The sequence below is a fragment of the Sphingobacteruim zhuxiongii genome, assembly GCF_009557615.1.
Lineage (GTDB): Bacteria > Bacteroidota > Bacteroidia > Sphingobacteriales > Sphingobacteriaceae > Sphingobacterium > Sphingobacterium zhuxiongii.
Genome location: NZ_CP045652.1, coordinates 3,671,397 through 3,685,749 on the forward strand (window position 1 = coordinate 3,671,397; position 14,353 = coordinate 3,685,749).

A 14,353-nucleotide genomic window follows, 5' to 3' on the forward strand; every position below is an offset into this window, starting at 1 on the left:
TTTATCGACTAAATAATTTAATATGAGAACTATGAAAACAGTATTTGCATTGTTAGCCGCGACAGCTATTCTTGCATCTTGCGATAACAAATCCACCAAAAATAAAGATGGAGAAGTAAAAGATTCGACTGCTTTGGCTGACTCTGTAGGTGCCATTGCCGTGAGTCCACTTGCGCATGCTAAAGATTTTCCTGGAGCAACTTTAAAAGTAGCATCGATAACATCTGAGAAACTAGGAACCGACTCTGCTAAAATTACCGTAAAATACGACGTACAGAACTTCAAACTTACTGAGCAGACCGAACACTCCCACCACATGGCAAACTCCCATGACGGGCAGCATATACACTTCATTTTGGATAATAAACCATACGTGGCTTTATACAAACCGGAGCATACGTTCACTGTACCAGTAAACTCAGAACATTATTTATTGTCATTCCTATCACGTTCTTTCCATGAATCAATTAAAACAGCTGACGCTTCAAAATTACTTAAGTTCAAAATCGGAGCAGATGCTAAATTAACGGAAGAACCTACACCAAAAGAACCTTCATTGTTCTACAGCCGTCCTAAAGGCGACTACAAGGGTGAAGAGACGAATGTGTTATTATTAGACTTCTTTATCAGCAATACAACCCTTTCTGCTGATGGAAATAAAGTAAAGGCAGACATAAACGGTCAAGAGTTTATTTTAGATCAATGGACACCATACGAAATTCTTAACCTTCCAAAAGGCGAAGCAACCGTTAAACTTACATTGATTGATAAAGATGGAAATGCCATCACTGGAGACAATGTGTCTGTTGAGAGAAAAGTAAATCTACTCGAAAAATAGAAATAGTATTTAGCTATCGTATTTCGAACGGAAGCTATCAAATAAAAAAGGAACTCGTTATGCGAGTTCCTTTTTTATTTGATAGCTTGTCTCGTCCTGAAATAGCGATACATAAAAAGAATCGTTATGAAAGAAATATCCAATTATGTAAAACGTACGCAGCGTGATTACACTTTAAGCTTCAAACTGAATGTTGTCAGAGAAGTTGAATCCGGAGAATTGACAAGCACACAAGCACAAAGAAAGTATGGTATCCAAGGAGATAGCACAATTCGTAACTGGTTGAAAAAATATGGTAACTTTGATTGGGAGAATCAAATACCATCCAGTATGGCAAAGTCACCAGAACAACGCATTTTAGAATTAGAAGCCAAAATCAAATTGTTGGAGAAGCAGAAAGCGCAGCTTGAGCGACAGAATTACATTGCTGATTCCAAAGCGATTATCTTTGATATGATGATCGATATTGCCGAACAAGAATATAAAATAGACGTAAGAAAAAACTTCAAACCCGCACAATCGATTGTTTCCGACAAGAAAAACAAAAAAGCCTAAGTTTTACTTGTGGGTTGTTCGGGTTAAGTAGGCAAGTGTATTATCGAAGAATCAGACGAACTAAAAGAAGTCAAAATATAGCGAGTAAAGTTGTGAGCTTAGTCCAGGAACTACGCGCTGTTCAGCCAAGAATTGGTACACGGAAACTCTATCATTTATTGGTCCAAGAGCTACAGGTATTAAAAGTTGGCAGAGACAAGTTTTTTGATATTTTACGAGCCAATCACTTATTAATTATTCCAAAACGGAGTTATCGTACCACGACCATGTCACATCATCGATTTAAAAAATATCCTAATATTATTAAAGAAATGAATATTTATCGTCCCAATCAAGTTTGGGTGAGTGACATCACTTACATCGGAAAGCGAGAAAAACCTTGTTATCTAAGTTTGATTACAGATGTATATTCTAAGAAGATAGTAGGCTTTGAAATCTCAAGCACAATGTGTACAAGTCATGTTGTAAAAGCATTGAAAATGGCTCAAAAACAAAGAAAAATAAAGGAATCATTAATCCATCATTCCGACAGAGGTATCCAATATTGTTCAGACGAGTATCAATATTATCTAAACAAATACAAGATTAAGTGCAGTATGACAGAAAACTCTGATCCTTATGAAAACGCCATTGCTGAACGTATAAACGGTATTCTGAAACAAGAGTTCATGATTGATACCTATCATTTAGATCTAACTTTGATGAAGCAAATTGTAGAGGAAGCAATCAATATCTACAACAATGACAGACCACATTGGTCTAATCATATGCTAACTCCCAATCAAATGCATCTCAAATCAAATATGAATTACAAAACTTATAAAACAAAAAGCAGTAGAAACCTCTCGGCTACTACTGCATAAAATTATGTATTTTTAATCACTGAAAAACTGTATCTATTTTTCAGGACTAGTCAGCTATTTAATACCAGAAGTTTCGAGGCGTATAGCGCAAATACTATGCAGCGATGTATAAAGCATACCTAAATTTGAATTTCTTCGTATTATTCACTTTTAGATAGGTCTAATCGCTAAACTAAATAACATAGCCAAGGCTAACTTAAAATCCAACAGACTTTAAGTTTAGACCAGCGCGCTCTTCCAATCCAAACATCAAATTCATATTTTGAACAGCCTGGCCGGATGCTCCTTTTAATAAATTATCGGTAGCATTTAAAATCAAAAGCTTACTACCATGTTTTTCTAGGTGAATAATGCTTTTATTGGTATTCACAACTTGTTTCAAATCTATGTTAGCCTTCGACACATGTGTAAACGGATGAGAGGCATAATATGATTCATATAAATCATAGGCTTCCTCTTCAGTTAGATCCGAATCAACATAGATTGCAGAGAAAATACCTCTAGCAAAATCACCACGCTGCGGAATAAAATTAATCTTCTCTGCAGCACGAGCTAAAAGAGAACCCTCTCCAGCTGGCAAAAAGCCATTTTGCAACTGGTCTAATGATTCTGAAATTTCTTGAAGATGCTGATGATCAAAAGATTTATAAGCAGAAAGGTTGTTATTCCGCCACGAGAAATGCGTTGTCGCCGATGGCTTCTGCCCCGCTCCTGTTGACCCAGTCGTTGCGTTTACATGTATTTGACTCGGCAATAAGCCTTGACTTGCAAGCGGTAATAAGGCAAGTTGAATATTCGTAGCAAAACATCCAGGGTTTGCAATATATTGTGCTGCTATAATCTTTTCTCTATTGAGTTCAGGTAAACCATAGACGAAGTTATTCCCTTGATACTCCGTGTTAGCTCGTAAACGGTAATCTTGTGATAAATCAATAATCTTGACCTTGGAATCAACTGGATTAGCGTCTAAAAATTTCTTCGCGTCACCATGTCCAACACATAAAAATAAAACATCAATATTGGAATGAAAATCAGAGGAGAACGTCAAATCGGTATCCCCGAAAAGATCATTATGAACATCCGATAATTTATTCCCCGCATTAGATGCACTATTTGCAAACACGATATCCACGTTCGGGTGGAAAATTAAAATACGTAATAATTCGCCTCCAGTATATCCTGCGGATCCAACAATCCCAACTTTTATTTTTCCTATCATATAATCTTCAATTAAAACGGGCACAATAATCCTATTGTGCCCGTCTATTTATGTTAATTTCTTAAATAATAAAAACTCTTGATCTGGTTTTTGAAGTTCAAATCCCACTTTATCGTACAGAGCCTGGGCCGTTAAATTTTCAACCTGAGTCTCGAGCTGGACGAAATCAGCACCCTGTTGCTTAGCGAACTGCATCGCTTCCTCAATGAGCTGTTCTCCAATTCCCAACCTTCGGAAGTCTTCGGCAACATAAAGATCGTTTAGAATCCAGTTTTGAACTAATCTTGCAGAAGAATACTTCGGATAAAGCTGCGTGAAACCTGCCGGGACGGAAGCTCGATAAGCAATAAATATGTGCGACTCGTTCCGCTCCAATCTAGCCTTCAGAAATTCTCTTCCCAATGCTAAAGCAGACTCTTTTTTGTAGAAAACACGATAGGCATCAAACAGGCCAACTAAGTCGTCTAGCTCTTTTAGAGTCGCTTTAATAATCACCTTATCCCTTACTATTAACTTTATGCCAAATGATTGTTTGATTACCAAAGATTTTTGAGAATCCTTTTACGTCATCTCCAGTATACCCTTTGTTCATCTCACCGTAACTACCAAATTTGTTAGACATCAAATCATGCTCCGATTCAATACCAATAACAACAAAACGATAAGGGTGTAATTCTACAAATACACGACCGCTAACCGTTGCTTGCGAACTTGATAAGAATGCTTCCATATCACGCATTACTGGATCATGCATTTGTCCCTCATGCATATAGTTACCATAGAAAGCCGATAATTGGTCTTTCCAAGACAACTGCCATTTTGTTAGGGTATGTTTTTCTAGTGTATGATGCGCTTTTATTAAAATAACAGATGCCGCTGCTTCGAATCCAACCCGCCCTTTAATACCAATAATCGTATCTCCAACGTGAATATCACGTCCGATACCATAAGGTTGAGCAATAGCTTGTAGCTCTTGGATAACTTTTACAGCGCCAATCTTCTCACCATTTAAAGCAACAGGCTCTCCATTTTCAAAATCAATTGTGATTTGACGAGGCTCTGTAGAAGATACAGGAGTCGGCCATGCCGATTCTGGCAAGTATTGGTTGGAAGTCAATGTCTCTACTCCACCAACCGAAGTACCCCATAAACCTTTATTAATTGAATATTTTGCTTTCTCCGCAGAATACTCAACACCATGTTTATTTAAATATTCGATTTCATCCTCGCGTGACAATTGAAGATCACGAATTGGAGTAATGATTTCAATTCCTGGGATTAAGGTTTGGAAGATCATATCAAAACGAACTTGATCATTTCCTGCACCTGTAGAACCATGTGCCACACATTCAGCACCAATTTTCTTACAGTAATTTGCAATAGCTGTTGCTTGACAAACGCGCTCTGCAGATACCGAAAGTGGATATGTTGCATTTTTCAACACATTCCCGAAAATTAAATACTTAATTGTATCGCGGTAGTAATCTTCAGTTTCATCAATAGTGGTATGTGATTTTACACCTAACTCATACGCTCTTTTTTCAATAGCTTGCAACTCTTCATTAGAAAAACCACCTGTATTTACAATAACGGAATGTACTTCTAATCCTAAGTCACGAGAAAGATAGATACAACAAAACGACGTATCTAATCCACCACTAAACGCTAAAACTACTTTTTTCATCTTATAATGATTAATATGCTGATAATTACAAAAATAACAATTTAAAATCCTTTTACAGGCTTTACACCTACCGGAATGACACTAGCCACAATTTTCTTGGTCGATTTCCAAAGCTTTGCTTCGATTCGTTTAAGCAAAGATTGCTTCTTTGAAATACGATCCAAACGTTCTTTCGCTTCTGCGCGACGTTGAATCTTTTCTTTCAATTCCCTTTCTTTCTCCTCCGGATCCCAAAGCATCGCTGTACACATACAATTCTTACGGTCCTTAGACATTAAGATATCATAGTTAACACATGATTGACATCCTTTCCAGAATTCTTCATCCTGTGTTAATTCCGAATAAGTTACAGGTTCATATCCCAAATCGGAATTAATCTTCATCACTGCCAATCCAGTTGTTAATCCAAAGATCTTAGACTTTGGATATTTCTCTCTCGACAATTCGAATACACGTTTTTTGATGGCTTTCGCTAAACCTACTTTTCGAAACTCCGGATTGACGATAAGCCCCGAGTTCGCTACATAATCACCGTGACTCCAAGTCTCGATATAACAGAACCCAGCCCAACGACCGTCTTTGTGTAACGCAATAACCGCTTTACCTTCATCCATCTTACGGGCTACATACTCCGGCTTACGACGTGCAATACCTGTTCCGCGAGCCTTTGCAGACTCGAACATTTCATTACAAATAGCCTCCGCGTACTCTACATGAGCAGCAGTTGCGGGAATAATCAAAAAATCTGAGATTGTCATTAATAATGTCGACCTAAAAAATAAATACCGAAGTATTTTAAAAAACTATAAATAAAATTTTGATCACATTCCATCGAGCTTGATGGAAATAAAATTGGAGTTTGCCTGCCTCAGAATCAAGCTCGAGGCAGAATAGGTCGTCGGAATCGTAGAAGCGGACAATTAAATGAACGTAGCGCATAAAATACCTTAGCACCAAGCTTGTGTAAAGCTCGGTCGAATGTATTCATATGTACCTTTTTATAGTTCATTTTATTCCGTTGATCGCTGTAATCAGACTGCGCAAAAGTAAACAAATATTTTTTTCTTTTATGCAATATAATTGTAGATTTTTTATTTTCTATCCAATAAGGCAATTCTATCATTGCCAGACTCCTAATAAGACTATCAATTCGTTAAAACGTTTAAAAAAAACAAACTTTTGTCAGAATTTACGCTTATCACAAACCCAATTTTCTGAAGAACAAATAAATCAGTAGTTTTGTTCCAAATTTTAAAAATACCATGGTAGGTCCAAGCATCTTTTTCTTTGTCATCTTTGTAATTCCCTATGTATACTTTATGTATTGGCTTGTTAAACAAGACAAGAAAAAACACGTTTGGGGAATAATTGTTGTGACCGTGATTACTATCATAGGTTTCTTAGTCTCTCAAACAGCGAGTAAAAATGCAGTGAGAAACTATAAACAACATCAAATCGATTCTCGAGAAATCGAACATCAAGAACATTTAGACTCAATTAAATAACAAAGAGCGGCCCTAAAAGCCGCTCTTTCTATGTTCCAGCTTATTAAAAGACTTTCCTGGTCTCGAAATAATCAATAAAATTGACTGGATTTTAATCTTCTACAATTTCATCAAGCCATAGAACTTCGATAAACATGCTTCGTCCCTTATTCGAAGAATGCGGAAAGTGTTCCGTCTATGATTGATTGAAGCGCTTTACATTTGGAATTACGATCCTTAAAGGATCAATAGAATATATTTATATTAAAAAAGGCCGACTTAAAAGGAGGGCACTGAAAAAGTCCCCTTAGAAAAAAGGTTAAAAAAGGGAGTGGAAAATTGCAGTTTTCTGCTCCCTTTTTCGTATTTTAAAGCAGCCTTTAACGGAGATCAGGATGCTCACTACCCAACAAAAAATACAGTTCAGTTCCTACTCAGGATTGTACGATATCATCGTTCCAAAAGATAACCTACTTCGAAAAATCAACGATCTTATCGATTTCAGTTTTATCTATGACGAGCTTTTGGCTAAGTATTGCCATACGAATGGCCGTACAGCGGAGAGCCCTATCAAGATGTTCAAATACCTTCTGTTAAAGACGATCTACACCGTTTCGGATGTAGATGTCGTTGAGCGCTCCAGATATGATATGTCCTTTAAATACTTTCTTGAAATGGCTCCCGAGGAGGATGTGATCAATTCAAGTTCCCTGACCAAGTTTCGCAAACTACGATTAAAAGATATGGATCTATTGAACCTGTTGATCAATAAGACCGTAACGATTGCTCTTGAAAAAGGCATTATAAAATCAAAGTCTATCATCGTAGACGCGACCCATACCCATTCCAGATCGAATCCATACACAGCATTGGAAGTCCTCAAGGATCGCTCCAAGCTATTAAGAAAAGCGATATATCAGATCGATGAGGAATACAAGAGGAATCTGCCGCACAATAACGAATCCAACGACCTGGATCAAGAGCTTGCATATTGCAGGGAATTACAGAGGGTCCTTGATCAAGATCAATCTATCAGTGAAATACCGGCTGTTAAAGAGAAGTTGAATCTGTTGAAGGAAACCATTGAGGACACAAAGGAATACTATCTGCTCTCTAAGGATGATGAGGCTCGGCTTGGACACAAGTCAGTGGACAGCAATTTCTTTGGCTATAAAACACATCTGGCGATGAGCGAGGAACGTATTATAACAGCGGCAGTCGTTACTACGGGGGAGAAAGGTGATGGCCCTGAACTACCCAGATTATTGGAGATTAGCCAGCAGAATGGAATGCAAGTGGATACGATAATAGGTGATGCCGCGTATTGGGGAAAAGAAAATCTTCAGTTGGCAAAAGAACAAAACATTGATATCATCGCTAAATTAAATCCATCCATTACCCAAGGCTTTAGGAAAGATAAAGACAAGTTTGACTATAATAAAGATGCGGATATGTTTGTTTGTCCCGCAGGACATTTGGCCATCCGCAAGGCGCGTCAGGAAAAGAAGGAACAAGGCACAAATCAAACGGAGACCTATTACTTTGATGTGGAGAAATGTAAGGTCTGTCCTCTTAGGGAAGGATGTTACAAGCAAGGGGCCAGAACCAAATCCTATTCAGTCTCCATAAAATCCGAACTCCATAGGGAGCAGATGGCTTTCCAGCAAACCGATTATTATCGAAGCAAGTCTAAGCAAAGGTATAAGATCGAGGCCAAGAACAGTGAGCTCAAGAATGTCCATGGCTATGCCAGGGCTGATGCTTATGGAATCCACAATATGGAAATGCAGGGCGCAATGGCCATCTTCACCGTAAACTTGAAAAGAATCCTGAAATTGATCTAAAAAAGGGGATATTTCCCCAAAAACAATCTCAAGAGGATGCTAAAAACTCAAATAGCAAGTCCTAGTCGCTTACACCTTCAACAAGACCATTAAAAAATAAACTTCCAGAAATCCTTTGAACAAAAATGACCGAGTAAGGGAAAACCTATACTCAGTCATTTCTTTAAGTCTCATAAGAAAGTTGAGGCTTTTTCAGTGCCCTCCGCACTAGCGGGCCTTTTTTAATAGTTCAATTTAACTGTCCTTATTCGGATATCCCTTCTAATTTTAGCAGGAACGAATAATTAAGTGCTAGGTCTTTCAAATAGTCAAAACGACCAGATGCACCACCGTGACCATAATCCATATCGGTTTTCAATAAGATTACATTATTTCCTTTTTTCACCTTTCGCAACTTAGCAACCCATTTGGCTGGCTCAAAATATTGCACTTGGGAATCGTGCAATCCCGTAGTAACTAATAAATTTGGATATTCCTTTGCTTCGATATTTTCATAAGGCGAATAGGATTTCATATACGTATATGCTTCCTTATCGTTAGGATTTCCCCATTCATCATATTCATTGGTTGTCAGAGGAATCGTTTCATCCAGCATCGTATTGACTACATCGACAAACGGAACCTGCGCGATGACGCCATTCCAAAGTGTTGGAGCCATATTGATAATTGCCCCCATCAATAAGCCACCAGCGCTTCCCCCCTGTGCATATAAATGCGCATTCGATGTGTATTTCTCATCAATTAAGAATTGTCCACAATCGATGAAGTCTGTGAAAGTATTCTTTTTCTTCATCATCTTACCATCCTCATACCATTGACGCCCCATCTCTTCACCACCACGAATATGAGCGATTGCATAGATAAAACCCCGATCTAGTAAAGATAAACGCGAAGAGTTAAACGTCGGATCCATCGAGCTCCCGTATGATCCATAAGCATAAAGCAACAAAGGAGCTTGACCATCCTTTTTAACTCCTTTTTTATAGACGATCGAGATCGGTACTTGAGCACCATCTTTCGCTTTGGCCATAATACGTTCTGTCACGTATGCTTTCGAATCGTAGCCTCCTAATACTTCCTGCTGTTTTAACAAGGTTTTCTCCTTCGTTTTCATATCGTAATCAAAGGTTGAAGATGGTGTTACGAGCGACGTATATCCATAGCGCAACACTTCAGAATCGTATTCAGCATTCGTACTCGGGTAGACCGTATAAGCTGCTTCACCAAAATCTAAATAATGTTGTGAGTTATCTTTTAAATTGCGAATGGCCAAATTGGTCAATCCATTCTTTCTTTCTGAAATCGCAATATAATTCGCAAACTCATCTATCCCCTCAATCAATACATCCTCACGATGTGGGATATATTCTTTCCAATTCTCCTTTCCTGGCTTATCCAAAGGAGCCTCCATAATTTTGAAGTTCTTCGCCTGATCATTGGTATGAATTAAGAAGCGATCCCTTAACGGAGTCACATTGTATAGCACATCCTTCATGCGCGGTTGAAACACTTGAAAATTGGCTGTTGCTTGATCGGCTTTAATAAAACGCGTTTCAGAGCTTAGTGTTCCACCAGAGTAGATAAAGATGTATTGATCGTCTTTAGACTTCCACACACCAATATAATTTGTATTATCTTTTTCTTCATAAACAACAGCATCCGAGATACTAGGCGTACCAATTTTATGGCGCTTTATCTTCTCGCTCAACAAGGTTACGGGATGTTTCGCTGTATAAAATAATGTTTGATTGTCGGCAGCCCATACAGGGTCACCAGAGGTCTGCGAAATTCTGTCCTTTAAAATCTCTCCAGTTTCTAAATTCTTAATGTGAATAACATATTCTCTTCGAGAAACCGTATCCACACCATAGGCTACTAATTTATTGTCCGGACTAACTGACACACCGGAAACAGCGTAATAAGGAAATCCTTCAGCCATTTCATCAACATTCAAAAACACCTCTTCTGGCGCGTCCAAACTGCCCTTCTTCCGACAATACTTATAATATTGCTTTCCTTCCTCGGTTTTTCTGTAATAATAATACCCGTTCATTAAATAAGGAACGCTTTCGTCGGCTTCTTTAATTCGATTTTTCATCTCCGTGAACAACTTCGCTTGAAGTGTCTCGGTATCCTTCATCATTGTATTTGTGTAGGCGTTCTCTGCATTTAGATAGGCAACAACATTCGAGGAATCCGCTCCCTTTTTAAAATAGTCATTTAACCAGAAGTAAGGATCCTCAACGGTATCTCCATGAATGACACGTTGATGTGCTTTCTCTGCTGCAACTGGCGTTGCTGCATCTGGCCAATTTATGGCCTTCTTATTGCTATTCTTATCTGTTGAACAAGAAGAAATCATAGTAGCTAAAATTAAACTTATTATCAATTTTTTACTCATAATTAGGAAAAGCTTTGTTTTGCAACGATAAAAATACTCAAAAAATGCTGCTTTTTAGATTTATTAACAAATCGCTAGCGCTTAATAAATTATATTTGCTTAAACATAAATTTTGAAACATGCATAAAACGAATAAACTATTATGCTATTTGGCTTTCGGTATATTACCAACATTAGGTTTTGCTCAAGAAAAGCAAGATAAGGATGCGCCTCCGGCAAATTGGTACAACCTTGATTTCCAAAAAGACGGTGTCATGGGAATTAGCACAGAAAAAGCATATGAACTATTAAAAGGTCGAAAATCGACTCCTGTTGTCGTGGCTGTATTGGATAGTGGGGTTGATATCAAGCATGAGGATTTAAAAGATGTACTTTGGACAAATCCGAAGGAAATTCCAGGCAATGGCAAAGACGATGACGGTAATGGTTATATCGATGATATACACGGCTGGAACTTTTTAGGAAATGCTAATGGAGAAAACGTTGTTTATGACAATCTCGAAGTAACCCGTTTAATTCGATTATACGAGCCGAAATATATTTCTGTCCTACCCACTACTCCGCTTTCAGAAAAAGAACGTCGGGAGTTTGTAGCTTACCAGAAGATGATTACCGAATATACATCGAAGATGGATGAAGCACAATTCGGCAAGTTGAATTATGTTCGTTTGAAGGAAGAGTTTGATAGCATTCTCAAGGGATTGAATAAAGAGCCTAAGGATATTACTAAGGCAGACTTAGACAATCTACAGACAACTTCTGATCGTCAAAAAATGGCTATTCGCATCGCGAAAAAAGAAATGGATAAAACTTCATTTGAAAAGTTCTATGAGGATTTAAAGGAAGGTGCGACCTATTTCGCTGATCAAGTAGACTATCATTTGAACAAAGAATATGATTCTAGAAAAATCATTGGTGACAATTATGATGACGCAACTGAACGTAACTATGGCAATAGCCAAGTCACTGGCCCTGATGCTGAACATGGCACCCACGTTGCGGGAATTATTGGTGCGAAGAGAAACAATAAAGTCGGGGTAAATGGTGTCGCAGACAACATCCAAATCATGACCGTTCGCAATGTCCCTAATGGTGATGAACGTGATAAAGATGTAGCGAATGCAATACGTTATGCCGTGGATAATGGTGCTCGCGTGATCAATATGAGTTTTGGTAAAGGGTATGTTTACAATAAGAAAACAGTAGATGAAGCAATTAAATACGCTGCTACTAAAGATGTTCTATTAGTACATGCTGCGGGTAATGACTCAAAGGATAATGATATCGTTAAGAATTACCCTATGAAATATTATACCGATAGCCTTGATGCTGTCGTGGGCGAAGCTAAGAATTGGATTACCGTAGGCGCTACGGGTTGGAAAGTCGATGGTGATCTATTAGCAGAATTTTCGAATTACGGCTATCGTAGTGTGGACGTCTTCGCTCCAGGCGTAAAAATAAATTCAACTGTCCCTGGTTCAAAGTACAAAGACCAACAAGGTACCAGTATGGCTTCGCCGGTTGTGGCAGGTCTTGCTGCGTTAATTCGCTCTTATTACCCGGAACTTTCAGCTGAACAGGTTAAAGATGTTATCTTGAAAAGTGTAACAAAAGTTGATCAAAAAGTAAAAATTAAGAGTGAAACAGGTTCAAAACGTGTTTATCTAGATGAGATAAGTGTTAGTGGAGGCATTGTAAATGCATACAAAGCCGTGGTAGAAGCTAACAAACTATCTCCAAAGAAAAAGTAAAAAAATGTTAATTTTTTCACAATAATGCTTTGTATCTTGCGTTTACATAGTAAACATAAATCAAGATGCTTATGGTGGAAAATTCTACTCCTGTAAAAAATGTAAATTACGAAGGTCTTGGTACAGACTTAAATGAAGATACTCAACTAGAGGTTTTTGCTGAAAAGATCAAAAATTGCATTCAACAGATTGCAAAAGATCCAAACGAAAAAACGATAGAAAACATCCTCAACTACTCAAAGACATTTCGTAACTTATAAGACAAAGCCGTTCTAGAAAGAACGGCTTTGTTGCTTGTATGAGATGTCGGATTGTTCTATTCTTAGCGAGACATATCGAATACAGTCGATTAACCGCTCTTGCTTCGCTACGTTAAAACGCCAACTTCTAAATATTTCTTGACACTTAGTTTAGATCAATATTTCCAATAATCTCTTTTAGTTGCAACTCGGAAAGCTTGGCTTGCAATTTTGAAGAATTAAAACGCGACACTGCATTTATAAAGTTCTCCTGGGCATCGCGAAATTCTACCGCGGATATCGTTCCAATTTTATATTTCTCTAAGGTAATATTCAAGTTCTGTCGCGCAATTTGCTCGTTGGTTTCCTCCAGTCGTGCAAGCGATAGATTGGTTTGATACGTTTGAAACGCAGTTGCAATCGCAGTATTTATAGTCAAATTTTGCTGTTCAATAAGAAGATCGGAACTTTCGATCTGAATCTTTGCAACGCGTTCGTTTCTCCGCTGATTAAAACCATCAAATATATTCACAGAGGCTGTCACACCATAGTTTAAACCGCGCGCGTTGGATTGCGACACAAATCCTAGACTCGACTCCGTTTCAGAGAAATTATAACCTGTATTTAAACGAACAGTCGGATATCTAGCGGCTCTGACACGCTTTAACTCCAATTCTGCCATACGTTTATTAATCGCAATGAGTTGAAGATCTGGATTATGCTTCTTCGCTTTCTGCATTAGCTCGTCTAAAATAAGCGTATCATCGTATTCTACATCGGGTTCAACATCGAATATGATACTTAAATCCCGCGCCATCAAACTATTCAGCGTGATCTTTAAGTTCCTAACAATATTGGCCTGTTTCAATCGATTGGATTCATCTTCATTCATGTTCACCTGTACATTTAAAACCTCCAGCTTGGATGCTTTTCCGATAGAAAATCTATTCTCAGCGGTTTGAAGACGTTCCTTCGAGATCGTTATACTAGAATCTATTGCCTGTAATAAATTATTCTGTTCAACGATAGTGAAATAAGTAGAAATAACTTCAGAAACTTTATCTAAAACTGTGCGTTTCAATTCTAAGTCACTAAGCTTTTCATTCTCCTTTAATAAATCATAACGAGAAAACATTGCTAGCCCATCGAAAATAGTCCACCCCACACTTACGCCATAATTCATACTGTTGTTCTTCGCGTTTTTCAAAGACCGCTTCTCTCCAGAAGCTTGAGTTTGCGTCGAATTCTGAAGATTGTTATTTTGAGAAAAATTCCCAGTTACAGCTGGCAACATGCCTGCATTTCCGTAAGTGACATTTTCCTTAGCGACACGTAAGTCATTTTGCGAGAGCTTGATTTCAAAATTGTTCTCCAATGCAGTTTCTACAGCTTCCCTAACAGTCAACAATCCCTGTGCTTGGGTTGTTGAAACCAAGCCAATAATAAAGGAAATGACAGCAACTATTCTCATATTC

General features: G+C 38.0%; 12 protein-coding genes. 6 read left to right on the top strand and 6 right to left on the bottom strand.

Annotation, left to right across the window (positions count from 1 at the left end; genetic code table 11):
• Positions 1–31: 31 nt before the first annotated feature.
• From GFH32_RS15580 to GFH32_RS15585, 3 genes are all read left to right on the top strand, one after another.
• Positions 32–838 carry a hypothetical protein gene (locus tag GFH32_RS15580; RefSeq protein ID WP_228384155.1) on the top strand — a complete coding sequence of 269 codons (807 nt, stop codon included), beginning with the start codon at positions 32–34 and terminating at the stop codon, positions 836–838.
• A gap of 126 nt (positions 839–964) precedes the next feature.
• Entirely contained in the window at positions 965–1,393 is a 429-nt protein-coding gene (locus tag GFH32_RS18470; protein ID WP_228384109.1) for a helix-turn-helix domain-containing protein, read from the top strand.
• A 14-nt stretch (positions 1,394–1,407) separates the two neighbouring features.
• The gene (locus GFH32_RS15585) at positions 1,408–2,256 is read left to right on the top strand and encodes an IS3 family transposase (RefSeq protein ID WP_262884785.1); all 849 of its coding nucleotides are present in this window, start codon (positions 1,408–1,410) and stop codon (positions 2,254–2,256) included.
• A 196-nt stretch (positions 2,257–2,452) separates the two neighbouring features.
• On the opposite strand, the gene argC is transcribed toward GFH32_RS15585, so the two are convergent.
• From argC to GFH32_RS15605, 4 genes are read right to left on the bottom strand one after another with little or no spacing between them, the layout of a single operon-like run.
• Complete coding sequence (gene argC / locus GFH32_RS15590) at positions 2,453–3,472, bottom strand: N-acetyl-gamma-glutamyl-phosphate reductase (protein ID WP_153513111.1); 1,020 nt, start codon at positions 3,470–3,472, stop codon at positions 2,453–2,455.
• Between the two features lie 51 nt (positions 3,473–3,523).
• Positions 3,524–3,970, bottom strand: a complete 447-nt coding sequence (locus tag GFH32_RS15595; RefSeq protein ID WP_153512471.1) for a GNAT family N-acetyltransferase — start codon at positions 3,968–3,970, stop codon at positions 3,524–3,526.
• Position 3,971: 1 nt separating this feature from the next.
• On the bottom strand, positions 3,972–5,159 hold the full coding sequence (gene argG, locus GFH32_RS15600) for an argininosuccinate synthase (RefSeq protein ID WP_153512472.1): 1,188 nt from the start codon (positions 5,157–5,159) through the stop codon (positions 3,972–3,974).
• Between the two features lie 41 nt (positions 5,160–5,200).
• Positions 5,201–5,917, bottom strand: a complete 717-nt coding sequence (locus GFH32_RS15605) for a GNAT family N-acetyltransferase (protein ID WP_153512473.1) — start codon at positions 5,915–5,917, stop codon at positions 5,201–5,203.
• A 504-nt stretch (positions 5,918–6,421) separates the two neighbouring features.
• On the opposite strand from GFH32_RS15605, the gene GFH32_RS15610 reads away from it, so the two are divergent.
• Both GFH32_RS15610 and GFH32_RS15615 read left to right on the top strand, forming a co-directional pair.
• The gene (locus GFH32_RS15610; RefSeq protein WP_153512474.1) at positions 6,422–6,664 is read left to right on the top strand and encodes a hypothetical protein; all 243 of its coding nucleotides are present in this window, start codon (positions 6,422–6,424) and stop codon (positions 6,662–6,664) included.
• Positions 6,665–7,038: 374 nt separating this feature from the next.
• Entirely contained in the window at positions 7,039–8,487 is a 1,449-nt protein-coding gene (locus GFH32_RS15615; protein ID WP_153512475.1) for an IS1182 family transposase, read from the top strand.
• Positions 8,488–8,731: 244 nt separating this feature from the next.
• Here GFH32_RS15615 and GFH32_RS15620 read toward each other — a convergent pair whose 3' ends face one another.
• Positions 8,732–10,888 carry a S9 family peptidase gene (locus GFH32_RS15620; protein ID WP_153512476.1) on the bottom strand — a complete coding sequence of 719 codons (2,157 nt, stop codon included), beginning with the start codon at positions 10,886–10,888 and terminating at the stop codon, positions 8,732–8,734.
• Positions 10,889–11,007: 119 nt separating this feature from the next.
• On the opposite strand from GFH32_RS15620, the gene GFH32_RS15625 reads away from it, so the two are divergent.
• Positions 11,008–12,639: a S8 family peptidase gene (locus GFH32_RS15625; RefSeq protein WP_153512477.1), complete on the top strand. Its 1,632-nt coding sequence runs from the start codon at positions 11,008–11,010 to the stop codon at positions 12,637–12,639.
• A gap of 405 nt (positions 12,640–13,044) precedes the next feature.
• Here GFH32_RS15625 and GFH32_RS15635 read toward each other — a convergent pair whose 3' ends face one another.
• Positions 13,045–14,349 carry a TolC family protein gene (locus GFH32_RS15635; protein ID WP_153512479.1) on the bottom strand — a complete coding sequence of 435 codons (1,305 nt, stop codon included), beginning with the start codon at positions 14,347–14,349 and terminating at the stop codon, positions 13,045–13,047.
• Positions 14,350–14,353: the final 4 nt, after the last annotated feature.